10 protein-coding genes are annotated in these 14,807 nt (G+C 69.4%); 6 read left to right on the forward strand and 4 right to left on the reverse strand.

Annotation, left to right across the window (positions count from 1 at the left end; translation table 11 throughout):
- Positions 1-104 precede the first annotated feature (104 nt).
- Positions 105-1,436: a YncE family protein gene (locus tag ABT114_RS04815; RefSeq protein ID WP_351138625.1), complete on the reverse strand. Its 1,332-nt coding sequence runs from the start codon at positions 1,434-1,436 to the stop codon at positions 105-107.
- 509 nt (positions 1,437-1,945) lie between these two features.
- On the opposite strand from ABT114_RS04815, the gene ABT114_RS04820 reads away from it, so the two are divergent.
- Positions 1,946-2,482, forward strand: a complete 537-nt coding sequence (locus tag ABT114_RS04820; RefSeq protein WP_351138627.1) for a DinB family protein — start codon at positions 1,946-1,948, stop codon at positions 2,480-2,482.
- Positions 2,483-2,529: 47 nt separating this feature from the next.
- On the opposite strand, the gene ABT114_RS04825 is transcribed toward ABT114_RS04820, so the two are convergent.
- Complete coding sequence (locus tag ABT114_RS04825) at positions 2,530-3,138, reverse strand: DJ-1/PfpI family protein (RefSeq protein ID WP_351138629.1); 609 nt, start codon at positions 3,136-3,138, stop codon at positions 2,530-2,532.
- 210 nt (positions 3,139-3,348) lie between these two features.
- On the opposite strand from ABT114_RS04825, the gene ABT114_RS04830 reads away from it, so the two are divergent.
- From ABT114_RS04830 to ABT114_RS04850, 5 genes are all read left to right on the forward strand, one after another.
- Positions 3,349-3,534: a DUF397 domain-containing protein gene (locus tag ABT114_RS04830; RefSeq protein ID WP_351138631.1), complete on the forward strand. Its 186-nt coding sequence runs from the start codon at positions 3,349-3,351 to the stop codon at positions 3,532-3,534.
- Between the two features lie 283 nt (positions 3,535-3,817).
- Positions 3,818-4,717 (forward strand): hypothetical protein, encoded by a 900-nt coding sequence (locus tag ABT114_RS04835; RefSeq protein WP_351138633.1) that lies wholly within the window; start codon positions 3,818-3,820, stop codon positions 4,715-4,717.
- Positions 4,718-5,059: 342 nt separating this feature from the next.
- Positions 5,060-9,091: an nSTAND1 domain-containing NTPase gene (locus tag ABT114_RS04840; protein ID WP_351138636.1), complete on the forward strand. Its 4,032-nt coding sequence runs from the start codon at positions 5,060-5,062 to the stop codon at positions 9,089-9,091.
- Between the two features lie 283 nt (positions 9,092-9,374).
- Positions 9,375-9,992: a UTRA domain-containing protein gene (locus tag ABT114_RS04845; RefSeq protein WP_351138638.1), complete on the forward strand. Its 618-nt coding sequence runs from the start codon at positions 9,375-9,377 to the stop codon at positions 9,990-9,992.
- An 8-nt stretch (positions 9,993-10,000) separates the two neighbouring features.
- Entirely contained in the window at positions 10,001-10,756 is a 756-nt protein-coding gene (locus tag ABT114_RS04850) for a glycosyltransferase family 2 protein (protein WP_351138640.1), read from the forward strand.
- Positions 10,757-10,825: 69 nt separating this feature from the next.
- On the opposite strand, the gene ABT114_RS04855 is transcribed toward ABT114_RS04850, so the two are convergent.
- Together ABT114_RS04855 and ABT114_RS04860 are read right to left on the reverse strand one after the other, a co-directional pair.
- Positions 10,826-12,037 carry an amidohydrolase family protein gene (locus ABT114_RS04855; RefSeq protein ID WP_351138642.1) on the reverse strand — a complete coding sequence of 404 codons (1,212 nt, stop codon included), beginning with the start codon at positions 12,035-12,037 and terminating at the stop codon, positions 10,826-10,828.
- Between the two features lie 254 nt (positions 12,038-12,291).
- Positions 12,292-14,574: a peptidoglycan recognition protein family protein gene (locus ABT114_RS04860; RefSeq protein WP_351138643.1), complete on the reverse strand. Its 2,283-nt coding sequence runs from the start codon at positions 14,572-14,574 to the stop codon at positions 12,292-12,294.
- Positions 14,575-14,807 lie beyond the last annotated feature (233 nt).

The raw sequence follows: 14,807 nt of genomic DNA on the forward strand, positions 1-14,807 counted from the left end.
CGTGTCCCGCCGCAGACCGACCACTGTCCAAATGACAGGGCGGCTCGCGGCCAAGTGTGCTGCCCGGGTTCGATGGCACCCAGGCAGCACGTCTGACATCCCGCTTACTTGGAAACCTGGACCGTTGCTGTGGCGGTTGTTCCGTTGTGGGCGTTGTCACCTGCGTAGGTGACGGTGTAGGTGACCACCCCAGCCACCGGCGGGATGTCGGTGATCGTGAACGTGTTGAGGCTGCTGACGCCGGCGTTGCCCACGGTGATGCCGTTGGGCGACGCCGAGTCCGTGCGGGTCACACTGACATCAGTTGCGTCCGGAATGGCGATGGGCGAGCTGAGCGTGCCGTTCAGGGTCAGCGGCCTGTTGCGCTTGGCCGTGGCGGGTACCTGGAGCTCCATGGTGGTGTCGGCCTTCGCGGGCGTTTCCACGTGCAGCGTGACGGGGCCGCCGCCGCTGGGCTGAGTGAGGGCGAAGAGGCGGTTATTGAACGGATCCCACGCGAGCCCCGCAGGCACGAGGTCGTCGGAGAGATCGTAGTTCTGCACGGCTGTGGAGTTTCCGGGCAGGAAGACGGACAGGTCCGTCGAGGCGGGCCCAGCTATGCCAGTCGCGACCCTGCCGTCCGGGGAGACGGCCACGGCGTTCGGCGACCCGCTGGTTGCGTAGTTGCCATCTACGCTCAGGTCCGAAGTACGGAAGACCTGGGCATACTGGGGCGAAGCGCTGGCAGTGACGACGTCCTTGCCGTCCAGGGCGAGGGCCATGTCCGACACGTTGCCGCCGCCCTGGCTGCCGGGGTCCGATGCGTATGCCGTCGACACCGCGGTGCCGGACGAGACGTCGTAGACCTGCAATTCGGTCGGGCTCTGTCCGGGGGCTCCAGCCGCCAACATCCCTGGAGCCCCCGAAGACGACGCGAGGAGCGGCGCCGACTTCCACGAATGGTTTCCGTCCTGATTGAGCGTCATATACCAGCCGGAGCGGTCGAGGGAGCCGAGCTTGCCCTGGAGTGATGTGTCGTAGCCGAACCACAGCTTGCCGGCCGCGAAGGCCAGGTGCTGCGGCGCGATGCCAACTCCGGTGGGTCGGCGGGTTATCTCTTGAAGCGTGGACCTGTTGATCACGGAGATGGCGTTGGCACTCGGCAGCGCGACGTAAACAAAATCCTCGTCCATCGCGAGCCCCGCCGCGCCGGACTGCGAAGGGATCTCGGTGACGACGGAGCCGTCGTAGTCGGTGACCAGGACGCTGCTGTCAGCGGCGTCGCTGATGAAAAGGTGCTGATAGACGCTGTCCACCACGATGTCCGAGGCCGAGGAGATCGGCAGCGAGACGCTACTGTCCGCTACAGCCGGGGCGTTCCCGGCGCCCAGCAGGGCGACGGCGGACAGTAGGACGATGGGCAGTGCTCCTCTGCGGGTCAAGCGACCGACGGGCATACGGGTCTCCCTCTTGTCTGTGGTGTGCCAGGAAGCGTTCCGACCACTTCTCGCACACCAGTTCGCACCACTGACAGTGTGGTGGCATGGCTCAGGTCGTTTCGAGTTCGAATGGACTGTGTGAATCCCGGCGAAGGCCGGCGTGGCGGCACGAGTCAGAAAAGCCGCCGCACGGTGCCGGCTGCGCAAAACGCGCCGCCGTACGGATCCCCGCCGTACGCTCTGCCGCTTTCGTCCGTCCATTGCACGAGTCGTGCTCCTTGTCCTGGCCGACCGACGCGGTCGTCCGATGGGAAAGAGCGAACTCGGCCGGAAGTGTTACACCTCGGCCTCGCAGGACAGAACAGATCAACCGAAAGGGGCAGGTCGGTCAGCGACGGAATCGAACCGGGCGATGAGTTTCGATGCGGAGGGGAGTCCTCTTGGCTGGACGCGCTTGACACGGGGGAGCAGTGGGCGCGATACCGCACCGGACTTCGTCAAGGCTGCTCAGCAAGGAGACGCCCAGCGTGAGCGACATTGTGGTCCAGAAGATCGTTCGACCGGAGCGCACGGTATCGGGGTCCTGGCTGGAGGTGATCGCCTCGAACCTCGACTACCACCGAGCGACCTTCCTGTGGAAATGCGAGGGCCTCTCGGACGCCCAACTGCGGCAACGGCCTGTGCGGTCGTCGGCGTTGACCCTGCTCGGGCTCATGCGCCATCTACAGGGGGTCGAGCGTGCCTGGTTCCAGCGGACGCTGGCAGGCGTAACCCCTCAATACTTCCCCTATCGGACCTACGTCACCGCTGTCGGCGGCGAGTGGTACGACGAGTCGGACCCCACGCCGGCCAAGGATGTGTACGAGGACTACCTGAAGGCGTGCGAGGAGTCGCGGCAGGTGTTCGCGCAGGTGACCGAGGACCCTGCGCGCATCGTTCCGAACCCCGAGTTCGGTGACACCGATGTGCGGTTCGTCCTCGAGCACGTGATCGAGGAGTACGCCCGCCACGTCGGCCACGCGGATCTCCTCCGCGAAGCCATCGACGGCGCCACCGGCGAGTAACCGCCACAGGTTAGCGAGGCAACCAGCGAGGGCTGATTCGCGGGGTGTCAGCGCAGTGCGGTCTCGCCCGTGTGGACGGCACGCATGGCGCGCTCGACGGTCTCCTGGTTTTCGCCTACCGGAGCCACGTAGCCGATGACGTCGCGTGCGGGGTCCTCCCCGAGGGTTCGGGTGATCACCCAGGTGGCCAGATACTGGGACGCCAGGCAGCCGCCCGCCGTAGCGATGTTTCCCTCAGCGTGGAACGGCGCGTCCAGCACGGTGACGTCGCAGGCTTCGACGAAGGGCCGGCTCTTCAGGTCCGTGCAGGCGGGCATGCCATCCAGCAACCCGAGCCGGGCGAGCACCAGCGCGCCGGAGCACTGCGCACCGATCAGCTGTCGGGACGGGTCGAGAGGCAGCCTGGAGATCAGCCGGTCGTCGGCGACCACGTCTCGCGTCTTCACCCCGCTACCGATCAGCACGACGTCGGCTTCGGTCACGAACTCCATCGGGCGCTGCCCGGTCACCTCGACACCGTTCATCGACGTGACCATCGGCGTCGGCGTCGTGATGAAGGCCTCCAAGCCGTCCTTTCGGCACCGGTTGATCAGCGCGGAGGCGATGAAGCTGTCGAGCTCGTTGAATCCGTCAAAGGTGACCACGGCTACCTGCATGGCATCTCCTCGAAGCACGGCACTGGAGATGGAGTGTCTCAGGCACGCTGTACCCAGGTCGCGGGCCAGTCGGCGATCGGTGGCTCTTCACCCTGGGACGGCCACGGCCCTCGCCGGGGCGTGTCCGCGGAGGGGGGGTACCGGCTGAAAGTGTTACAGATCTGGGAGATGTGTGACAGTTTCGGCTTTACCTGTCCTCGGGCGGCGGCCGTGCACCAGGAGCAGGCCGCGGCCCGACTCTCCGTCGGGGCAGGACGAGGGCGGGACGGCGGGCGGTCGTTTCCCGGAGGCCGCGTCCGTGACAGCAAGGTCCCGAGCGGTCCCGCGCTCACCTTCGAGGTCGACTCCTGGGCCACGTTCATAGGCGAGTTGAAGACCGGTCAGCGCCGCGTCTGAGTCAACCAGGTCCCGGTCACGGCCCGTCTTCCGGGTCCGCCGGATCCTTGTCCGCGAGGGTCCGGCGGGCCGCTGACCTCCGTAAAGAACCGGGGGAAAGAACTACCCGCCCGCCCACCCTCCCGCGTCCTCCCGGCCCCCGTCACCCGTCCGAGTGACTGGCTTGCAGGGGCAGGATGCGGACGGTTACGTTCGCCGCGACAACCGCAAACAGATACGGCCCCCGGCCGGGACTGCAATCCCGAACGAGGGCCTGACCGATCAGGAAGTGAACCTCTTCCCGATGGCTGAATCGCAGTTTAACGCGCGCCTGCGCGCCGAGGCCGGAGTTCCGACCTCCGGCGTGATCCACGTACGCACCCGGCTCACCGCCGACTTCACCGTGATCTCCAACGCCCTCGCGCAACGACGCGGCAGCGCGGTCACGATCGGCGTCGCAGCCTACATCCTCTCCCTGCCCGACGGCTCCCCCGTGAGCATCGCCGCGCTGTGCGAGCACTTCACCGAGGGCGAGATTCTGATCTCGCGGGCCCTCAGGGAGCTCGAAGCGGCCGGATATCTGGAGCGCCGCCGCGAGCGACTCTCCGCCGGGCAGATCCGTACCCGGACGTACTTCTACGACGTACCCGGCGGCGGTGTTCCGGATCCCGAGGGGCCTCCAGAGCCGCCGAAGCCGCGTCGGCCGCCTCGGAAGCAGCCCGCCGCTCCGGAGGCGGCGGCGCCCGCTTCCTCGGTCGTGGAGGAAGCGGTGCCCGCTCCGGCCCGGGAGCGGGCGGAGAACCCGGTGTCACTCGCCGACGCCGACCCGCAGGCACTCGCCGTGCTGGCTGCGCTGCGCCGGATCGACCCCCGTCTGGTTCTGTCCGAGCGGGAGGCCGCCCGTCTGGCACCGGCCGTCGCCCGGTGGATGGCGGCGGGTGTGGGAGCGGCGCAGATCACCGAGCTGCTCACCGCACGACTGCCCGACAGTTTCCTGGCTCGTCCGGCAAACGTCCTCGCCTTCCGCCTCCGGGAGACGCCCCTGCCCGCGCCGCCCCCGCTCCCGCAGATCGCGGAACGCCCCGCCGTGCTGCCCTTGCAGACCTGCGACGGCTGCGACCGGGCCTTCCGCGCGCCGGAACCCGGACACTGCCGGGACTGCCGGGACTGCCGGTCCCAGAAACATCTCCGCGCTGCCGGTTGAGGGCGGGTAGTCCTTGGGTACGTCGAAGAGGCCGCCCTCCCGTAGGAGGGGGCCCCTTCGTATCGCCTGGCATCGCGTCGTTCGGCACCGGTCCCTCCCCTCGTGGGGACCGGTGCCGGACGGTGCGAGCGGCGTCGATCCGGGCCGTGTCGGCGGGTCGGCGCGGGATCGAGGTTGATGGACTGTCCGGGCGACGCCCTGTTACTACGCTGCTACTGCATGATCCTGCCAGCCATGGCGCTCGCCGAGGAGGTTCCGGCATCCGGACGAGGGCTTCATCGCAGGTCAGCCGTATAAAGTGAGTTTTCCGGTCCGGATGTTCAAGTGCGAGGGAAGTAAGGGGTGGAGGCCTTGAGTTCCGACTCAGGGGCACGCACAGCCTTCGCGGAGCGTCTCGCGCTGCTGTACAAGGAAGCCGGTAACCCTCCCCTCAAGAGCGTGTCCGAGGCGGTCCTCCGACTTCAGCGGGTCGACGAACGAGGGCGGCCCGTGCGGGTGTCCGTCCAGCGGATCAGCGACTGGCGACGGGCCAGGAACGTACCTGCCCAGTTCGCCGCCCTCGCCGCTGTGCTGCACGTCCTGATCCCCGAAGCGCGGCGCTCGCGGCCCGCGCCGGTGTCCACGGGCCTGTACGACCTGGCCCAGTGGCAGCGGCTCTGGGAGCGCGCCGTGGCCGACCCGGTCGGCGACCCCCCTGCGCCATCCGCCGCGGAGGAGAAGGAACGCCAGTCGGCCGAGGCCGTGGCCGTCCCCGGCGGGGTGTGCCCGTACCGGGGGCTGGCTCCCTACCGTCGGCAGGACACCCGGTGGTTCTTCGGCCGGGAGCGGAGCACGGATGCTCTCGTCGCTCAGCTGCGCGCAGCGGAGAGGACGGGTGGCCTGGTCATGCTCGTGGGCGCCTCCGGAGCCGGGAAGTCCTCGTTGCTGAACGCCGGCCTGGTGCCCACCTTGCAGAACGGCGGACTGAGTGACGAGGGCAGCCGGGCAAGGGAGGTGCTCCAGCTGGTGCCGGGCGCGGATCCCTTCGCCGAGCTGACCCGCCGGATACCCGAGCTCGAACCCGTCGTATCCGCCGCGAAGGAAGCGGCCGCGAAGGAGTCCGGCACTCCGTCCGGTACTTCGCAGTTCGCGCACGCCGTGCGGGAAACCCTCACGGCGTGGGCGCAACGCGAGACGGCCACCGCCGCCCGTCCGGTCGTCATCGTGGACCAGTTCGAGGAGGCCTTCACCCTCTGCTCCGACGAGGCGCACAGGCGCACTTTCATCCAGTTCCTCCACGCCGCGTGCACGCCCGCCGACCCGGGTGGCCCGGCCCCCGTGCTCGTGGTGCTCGGCATACGCGCCGACTTCTACGAGCAGTGCCTCGGGTATCCCGAACTGGCCGACGCGCTGCAACACCGGCACATGGTGCTCGGGCCACTGACCACCGCGGAACTGCGCGAAGCGGTGACCGGGCCGGCCAAGGCCGTGGGGCTGGAACTCGAACCGGGGCTGGCGGAGCTGATCGTCCGGGAAGTGAGCGCCGACGGACCCCGCGGGGCGCACGACGCGGGGGTGCTGCCGCTGCTCTCCCACGCCCTGCTCGCCACCTGGCAGCGACGGAAGGCGGGAAGGCTGACGCTGGCCGGCTACCGCGCGGCGGGCGGAATCCAGGGCGCGGTGGCGGCGACCGCCGAACGGGCCTGGTCCGGCCTGGACCCGGCAGCGCGCACGGCCGCGCGCCTGCTCCTCCTCAGGCTGGTCCGGCTGGGCGAGGACACGCAGGCCACCCGTAGGCGGGGGACGCGACGCCAGCTGGCGGAGGAGTCGACGGACCCCGGCAAGACGGAGGAGTCGCTCGAAGCGCTGGTGCGCGCCCGGCTGGTGACGCTCGACTCGGACACCGTGGAGATCACCCACGAAGCGCTGCTGACCGCCTGGCCGCGGCTGCGCACCTGGATCGACGAGGACCGCAGCGACCATCTGCTGCGCCAGCGGCTGGAGGAGGACGGCCGGGCCTGGGAGGGCTCGAACCGCGACTCCTCGCTGCTCTACCGGGGCTCGCGACTGGAACAGGCCCACAGCTGGGCGAAGTCGGCCGGGAACACCTTCCTGACCCGTAGCGCGGTGGACTTCCTCGCCGCGTCGGCCAGGCTGCGCAAGCGCACGGTGTGGATCAGCCGGGCCGCGGTGTCGACGCTCGTCGTCCTGGCGATCCTCGCCGCCGGCGCGGCGGTGATCGCCTGGCAGCAGCGTAACGACGCCGTGTTCGAGCAGGTGATCGCCGAGGCCGACCGCGTGCAGTACACCGATCCGTCGCTGTCCGCCCAGCTCGACCTGGTCGCCCACCGCCTGCGCCCGGACGACGCGGGCGCGAGCAACCGCCTCATCTCGATCGTGAACGCCCCGCTGGCCACCCCGCTCCTCGGCCACACCGGCGCCGTCTACCTCACCTCGTTCAGCCCCAGCGGAAAGGTTCTGGCCACCGCCAGCTACGACCGCACGGTCCGCCTGTGGGACGTGGCCGACCCCTCCCACCCCGTGCCCCTGGGCAAGCCGCTCACCGGCCACACGAGTTGGGTGAGCAGCGCGGTCTTCAGCCCGGACGGGCACACCCTCGCCAGCGCCGGCGACGACGGCACGGTCCGCCTGTGGAACGTGACGGACCCGAGCCACCCCCGCCCCCTGCACGCCCCTCTGACCGGCCACGGCGGCACGATCTACCTGCTCGCCTTCAGCCCGGACGGCCACACCCTGGCCACCGCCGACGAGAACCACACCGTGCACCTGTGGGACATGACGGACCCCAGCAGGCCGACCGCCCTGGACACCCTGACCGGCCACACCGGCGCCGTACGCTCCCTCGCCTTCAGCCCCGACGGCCGGACGCTGGCGACCGGCGGCGACGACAGCACGATCAGGCTCTGGAACACGGCCGATCCGCGCCACCCGAAGTCCATCCGACCGGTGCTCACCGGCCACGACGGCACGGTGCACTCCGTCGCCTTCAGCCCCGACGGCCGCACCCTCGCCAGCGGCGGCACGGACGACACCATCCGCCTGTGGGACGTGACCGACCCGGACCGCGCGGCGGCGCTCGGCGGGCCGCTGACCGGCCACACCGGTCCCATCTGGTCCGTGGCCTTCAGCCCGGACGGCTCCATGCTCGCCGCCGCCAGCGCGGACAGCACGGCGAGCCTGTGGAACGTCAGCGATTCGGCGTACCCGTCCCAGGTCGGTGAGCCCCTCGCGGGCAGCAGTGGCGAGATGTACGCCCTGGGGTTCAGTCCCGACGGCGCCACCCTCGCCACCGGCAGCGGCGACAACAAGGTCCGGCTGTGGTCGATCCCGACGTCGGACATGATCGGCCGGAGCGGAGCGTTCCGCCCGGACGGCAAGGTCCTGGCCACGGCGGCGCGCGACGGACGGATCCGGCTGTGGAACGTCGAGGCCCCCGACCGTCCCCGGTCACTGAGCGAGCCGTTCATGCCGGGGGACGGCGGCGACCGCTCGCTCGCGTTCTCCCCCGACGGCCACACCCTCGCCGTGCTGACGGCGAGCCGGGCGGTGTACCTGTGGAACGTCACCGACCCGTCCCACCCGGTCTCCTCGGGACCCCCCATCGCCCTGCACACCCGTTTCATGGGCCCCGAAGCGCTGGCCTACAGCTCCGACGGGCGCACCCTGGCCACCGCCTACGACGACCGCACCATCCAACTGTGGAACGTCAGCGACCCCTCCCATGTCGTGCCCCTCGGCGCCCCGCTCAGGGGCCACAAGGGCTACATCAACGCCCTCGTGTTCAGTCCGGACGGCAACACACTGGCCAGCGGCAGCGCGGACGGCACCATCCGCCTGTGGGACGTGACGGACCCGCGTCGCACGACCCCGCTCGGCAAGCCCCTCGCGGGCCACCTGGGTCCCGTCAACTCCCTCACCTACAGCCCGGACGGCCACACCCTGGCCAGCGGCAGCGACGACGACACGGTCCGCCTGTGGAACATCAGCGATCCCAGCAGGGCGACCCGGCAGGGGTCCCCCCTCACCGGTCACACCGAAGCGGTCGTGTCGCTGACGTTCAGCGAGGACGGCCGCACCCTGGCGAGCGGCGGCGACGACAACACGGTCCGGCTCTGGAACATCACCGCCCCGTCCGATGCCGCTCCCATCGGCCAGTCGATGAGCCCCAATGCCAAGACGGGCAATTTCCTGTCGTTCAGTCCCAACAGCCACATGCTCGGGGTATCGAGCGGCGCCGACACCGTCCGACTGTGGAAACTGGATGCCGACGACGCCATTCGGCGCATCTGCTCGACCACTCGGGGTGTTCTGACGCCGGAGAAGTGGCACGAGTACCTGCCCCGGCTCTCGTACGAGCCTCCGTGCGGCCAATGACGTAGTCGTGATCCCGATCACACCGCCTCGTCGCGGCTGAGCAGTCGCCTCCCGCCGGACAAGCAGCCTTGTTAGTCTTGGCCATAGCCCGATCGCTGGTGCATCCCCCGTCGCCAGCGATCGGGCGCTTCTGTGCCGTCGACCACGGCGCCCACCTGCTGCAACTCGCCCCCCCCAATCGCCCCCCAATCGCCCTCCGCTCGCCCCGCACTCGCCCCCGGTCGTCAAGACCTCTTCAGGAGTCGTAGGCTCAGGGTGGAGTCGTTGGGGTCGGTGAGCACCAGTGCCAAAGGCGTACGAAGTGATCGCGGACGACATCCCCCGCAGACTGGCGGTCCGCGCGAACACCCGGCACCAGTGGGAGAAGGACCGAGCCCGCAAGCCGCGGGCCACACGTGCGGAAACCGGAGCCACGGAGCACGACACCGGCCTCGAGCCGCGGGATCTCGTCTTCTTCGCGAAGTACCGCGTGATCAGGGCGGCGAAGGATCTCGCGGACGCGTTCGGCGTCCCCATGGGCACCGAACTCCTCGAACGGACCTACCGGACGCGCCACGCCGCCGAGACCGCGCCGTTCAAGCTCGTGACCTCCTACCTCGTCCGCGACATGATCGCCGCCAACCCCGACCTCCTGGACGAGTCGAAGGAGCCCTGGCCGGGCGGCACCCAGAACCAGCTCTACACGGTGGGCATCGAGCTGGACCGCGTCGAGGAGCGTTTCACCGCCCGTCCGCCGACCCCCGAAGAGGCGGACGAGCTCGAGCTGCCGCCCGGGACGTCGGTGATCCTGCTCCGGAAGACGTCGTACGACATCAATGACCGCATTGTGGACATCTCCGACATCACGCTGCCCGGCGACCGCACGGAGCTGCTCTTCACCACTTCCCTGGAAAGGTGGTGAGTGCTGCCGTGAGCCGGCGCATCATCATCGTCACTGCTGTTCACGCGCCCTCGGCCCGATTCCTGCCGGAGGCGTACAAGTCCCTCCGCGAGCAGCAGCTGCCGGAGGGCTGGGAGTGGCACTGGCTGATCCAGGAGGACGGCAGGACCGACGAGGTCCGCCCCTACGTCCCCGACGACGAGCGGGTGACCTTCGGGCAGGGCCGGCCCGGTGGCCCCGGCATCGCCCGCACGATCGCCCTGGCCCACGCCGGCGGCGAGTACGTGAAGGTCCTGGACGCCGACGACCAGCTCGCCCCGGGTGCCCTGGCCCGCGACTTGGCGGCCCTCGAAGCCGACCCCACCATCGGTTGGGCGACCTCCCGCGTCCTGGACCTCATGCCCGACGGCTCGACGGCCGGTTTTCCCGGCGACCCGGACGACGGGCCCGTCGAGCGCGGAGCCGTGCTCGACTTCTGGAAGGCGAACGGTTTCCGTGCCCAGGTCCATCCGGCGACGCTCTTCGTGCGGCGGGATCTGCTGGTCGCCCTCGGCGGCTGGATGGCACTGCCGGCATCCGAGGACACCGGCCTCCTGCTCGCGCTGAACTCCGTGAGCCGAGGCTGGTTCTCCGCGGCGGTAGGGCTCCTGTACCGCAAGTGGGAGGGGCAGGCGACCGGCCAGGCAGCCCACGTGGACCCGTCCGAGCGCGATGCGCGGATGGCCGTCGTGGAGGAAAGGGCCAGGGCGTTGGCGTCCTTCCAGTGGCGTTATCCGGCCACCTGACTCACTCGATGATGCTGATGGCCTGCGACGGACACCGCTCGGCCGCCTCCTGGACTTCCAGCGGAGCGCTCAGTCGAAGGGCAGTTCCAGCATCCGGATGGCGTTCCCCCGCAGCAGCTTGTACGTCACCTCGTCGGAGAGGCCGGCCACATGCTCCGCCGCCACCTCCTTCGTGTGCGGCCACGTCGAGTCGACGTGCGGGTAGTCCGTCTCGAAGGTCGCGTTGTCCACACCCACGGTCTCGATCGCTTCGATGCCGTGCTTGTCCCGGAAGAAGCAGCAGAAGATCTGCCGGTAGTAGTACGTCGAGGGCGGCTCCGGGATCAGGTCCTTGACCCCGCCCCACGCCCGATGCTCCTCCCACACGTCGTCGGCACGCTCCAGGGCGTACGGGATCCACCCCATCTGCCCCTCGCTGTACGCGAGTTTCAGCCGGGGGAACTTCACCAGGACCCCGGAGAAGAGGAAGTCCATCATCGACGCCATGGCGTTGTTGAAGCTCAGCGAGGCCTGGACGGCGGGGGGCGCGTCCGGGGACGCCGCCGGCATCTGCGACGACGAACCGATGTGCATGTTGACGACCGTCCCGGTTTCCTCGCACGCCGCGAAGAAGGGATCCCAGTAGCCGGAGTGGATCGACGGCAGCCCCAGGTACGTCGGGATCTCGCTGAAGGTCACCGCCCGCACGCCACGGGCCGCGTTACGCCGGATCTCCGCGACGGCCAGGTCGACGTCCCACAGCGGGATCAGGCACAGCGGGATCAGCCTTCCGCCGCTGTCGCCGCACCACTCCTCGACCATCCAGTCGTTGTAGGCGCGGACGCACGCGAGCCCGACCTCCTTGTCGTCGGCCTCCGCGAAGGTCTGCCCGCAGAAGCGCGGGAAGGTCGGAAAGCAGAGCGAGGCCTCGACGTGGTTGAGGTCCATGTCCGCCAACCGGGCCTTCGGGTCCCAGCAGCCTCGCCTCATCTGCTCCCGGGTGATGCCGTCAAGGGTCATCTCGTCGCGGGAGAAGCCCACGGCCGCGATGATGCGCTTGTACGGGAAGAGCTCGCCCTCGTACTCCCACCAGTCGGTCAGCTGGCCGTCCGGATCGGTGGTGAACCGGTACTTCCCGCCGACGTACGCGAGGTCGCCGATACCGGCGGTGAAGGGCTTCGGCCCCTTGTCCCGGTACCTGCTCGGGAGCCACGTCTCGAAGAGGTGCGCCGGCTCGATCACGTGATCGTCCACGCTGATGACCTTGGGCAGTTCCCTGGTGTCGCCGTCCTTGCCGACCATGACCCAACTCCTCACTGCCCCATCCGCAAATCTGACGGACCGTCAGTTCAAGTTAGGCGGTGCTCACCTCGATCGCAAGGGGCAGGCGGGACCGGCCCGGGCCCCGAGCCGGCCGGAGACGGCTCGGGGCGCATGCGCTGACGGTGCTGACAGATCAGCGCGGGCGGTGGGTACTACTTGGTGACGGTGATGACCGCCTCGGTGGTCGCGGCAGTGTGCTGCACGTCGCCCGCGTAAACCAGAAGTCGCTTTCCCTACTTGATGTAGACGAGGCCGTCGGTGGTGATGGTGGGACGGCCGCTGGTGCCGACCACGACGATCTTGACCGTGTGCTTGGCGCTGCTGGACCAGGTCTTGGTCCAGATCGCCTGCCGGTACAGGGTCGTGGCGGACTTCAGGTCGACGGTGGCGACCTTGGTGCCGTCGACGTACACGTATGCCTGGCCGGAGCTGGTGGCGCGGGAGACCACCCAGGCGGCGGAACGGCCGGTGAACGTCCAGGTGAGGGCGGCGCCCTTGGAACCGCTGGAGTAGGACTTGCCGCCGAGGTAGCTGGTGGAGGAGCGGGTGGTCCAGCTGCCGGACTTGGCGGCGGAGCTCTCCTGCAGGATCACGGGGGTGTAGGCGGGCGAGGACGTGCGGTAGTTACCGGCGAAGTCGTAGGCCCCCATCGACCAGGTGGTGGCGGTGCCCGGCTTGGCGGTGCGGCTGGAGCTGGTGACGGTCGGGCCGAACGTGGCCGCGGTCGGCTTCAGCAGCTTGACGGAGCTCAGGGCCTTGTCGTCGGTGGCCTTCCAGCCGAGCGTGACCGGGACGGCGGTGGTGCTGACGGTGCCGGTGCGCAGGGAGAGCTTCGGGGTGGTGGTGAAGGTCGGTGCGGTCGTCTCCGCCACGACGTTCAGCGCGGCGCTGGTCGTCGTCTTCTTGGACTGGTGCACGGCCCGCACGGCGACGGTGTGGCTGCCCAGGGCCAGCGTGGCGGTGGCGGAAGTGGCCGTACCGGAGGTGGTGGCGACGGTCTTGCCGTCGACCAGCAGCTCGAACTTGGAGATGAGCGAGGCCGGTGTGGTGGCCGTCCAGTGGACGGTGATGCCGCCCTTTGTGTAGTACGTCGAGCCCGAAAGGCCCGCACCGCCGACCGAGGTGACCTTCAGTCCCTGCACCGGGCCGGCCGCCCAGGCGCGGATGGTCGGCAACTGGGCGTAGAGGGAGCCGCCGGGGCACTGGGTGTTGTACCCGTCGCGGTGGCCGGAGATCCGGTTGAAGGTGTAGTACTTGCCCGCGGTGAAGCTGGTGCCGGAGTAGTTCGTCTGGGTTGCGCCCGCCTTGAGCTGCACGGTGGTGGCGGGGTCGGCGTTGTACTGGCCGAGCTTCCAGGAAGCCAGGCGGGCGACCGAGGTCAGGGCTGCGTTGCTGGCGTTGGAGGAGACGTAGTTACCGATCACCGCTATGCCCGCGGACTCACGGTTCCAGCCGTAGGTGTGCGCGCCGAACACCGGCAGGTCGACGCCGCCCTTGCGGCCCTCGAAGATCGTGCCGCACTTGTCGACCAGGAAGTTGTAGCCGAGGTCGTTCCAGCCGTTGCCGTTGGGGGCGGGGGCGGTGTGGTACGCGTAGATGGCCCGCACGATCGACGCCGATTGGGAGCAGTCGTAGTCGACCCCATCCGTGTGATGGACGAACACGGCCTTCACATCGGCGATGTACTCCGACGGGTCGGGGCTGAGCGACTCGTCGGCGCCCCAGTCGGCGCGCGAGACGATCGGCGGCTTGGACACGGTGGACGGCGGCGCGGTGGGCACGGTGGCCGACGGGCTCGGGGACGTGCTCGTGCTCGTCGAGGGGGACGCGGATGCCGAGTCGGTGGCAGGGGCCGCGGGCGTGGTGTCGGTCGGGGACGAGGATGCGCTGGTCTGCTCGTCCGTCGGTGTGGCGGTGGTGCCGTCGCTCGGCGAGGCGGAGTCGGTGGCCGTGGCGGTGTCGGTGGCCGTGGCGCTGGGACTGTCCTCGGCGACGAACGCGGCGGGTTCGGTGCCGGCGGCCTTGGCCTCGGCATCGGTCACCACGCCCGGGTCCACGAGGTTGACCTTGAGTCCCTTGGGCAGCGCGGCGGAGTTTCCGTTCTTGCCGACGACCTGCACTTGGACGCCGTCGGAGGGGCCGACCCAGAACGGCTCGGACGCGCCCCGCGCACCGGGGTCGGGCTTCTCCAGCGGGTCGACGTCGACCTCGAGTTCCCGCCAGTCGCTCCACTTGCCGGTCTCAAGGCTACGGGTGCGAACCTGCGCCTTGCCGTCGAACCGCTTGGCAGCACCGTCCCAGGAGACGCCGAGCATCGAGAACTGCTTGGTCTCCGTGCCGGGCAGCTCCCGCTTGCCGCCTGCGGTGCCTTTCAGCGCGAGGTCGTAGACCTTCACCGGTCGCTTGGCCCGGCCTGCCGCGCCGGGATCACCGGAAGGGCTGGCCACGGCGTAGGTCACCACGCCCCCGCCTCCCAGGACCACGGCACCGAGCGTCAACCACGCCCGTCGCTTCATGCTCAGCGGTCTGTACGCATGCGACGTACGACGACTCACGACGAATCCACCCCACAGAAGGCCGGAAAGGCCACAAAGGAAAGTCACTCAGGGCACACCCGTCACTAAGGTGACCCGCCTCCACAGCGCGCCTGGCCCGATAAACGTCACAGGCAAACACGTTGCCGTGACATAGATCACTTCGGCTGCAGTGCGCGGGCGTCGGTCAGCCGCCTTGCCGACCGGAACGACCG

Source organism: Streptomyces sp. NPDC002088, from assembly GCF_040296605.1.
Classification (GTDB): domain Bacteria; phylum Actinomycetota; class Actinomycetes; order Streptomycetales; family Streptomycetaceae; genus Streptomyces.

What these genes read in the sequence shown, in the direction of transcription:
- ABT114_RS04815 (WP_351138625.1), bottom strand. Translation starts at nt 1,436, where the DNA reads ATGCCCGTCGGTCGCTTGACCCGCAGAGGAGCACTGCCCATCGTCCTA.
- ABT114_RS04825 (WP_351138629.1), bottom strand. Translation starts at nt 3,138, where the DNA reads ATGCAGGTAGCCGTGGTCACCTTTGACGGATTCAACGAGCTCGACAGC.
- ABT114_RS04835 (WP_351138633.1), top strand. Translation starts at nt 3,818, where the DNA reads ATGGCTGAATCGCAGTTTAACGCGCGCCTGCGCGCCGAGGCCGGAGTT.
- ABT114_RS04855 (WP_351138642.1), bottom strand. Translation starts at nt 12,037, where the DNA reads ATGGTCGGCAAGGACGGCGACACCAGGGAACTGCCCAAGGTCATCAGC.
- ABT114_RS04860 (WP_351138643.1), bottom strand. Translation starts at nt 14,574, where the DNA reads ATGAAGCGACGGGCGTGGTTGACGCTCGGTGCCGTGGTCCTGGGAGGC.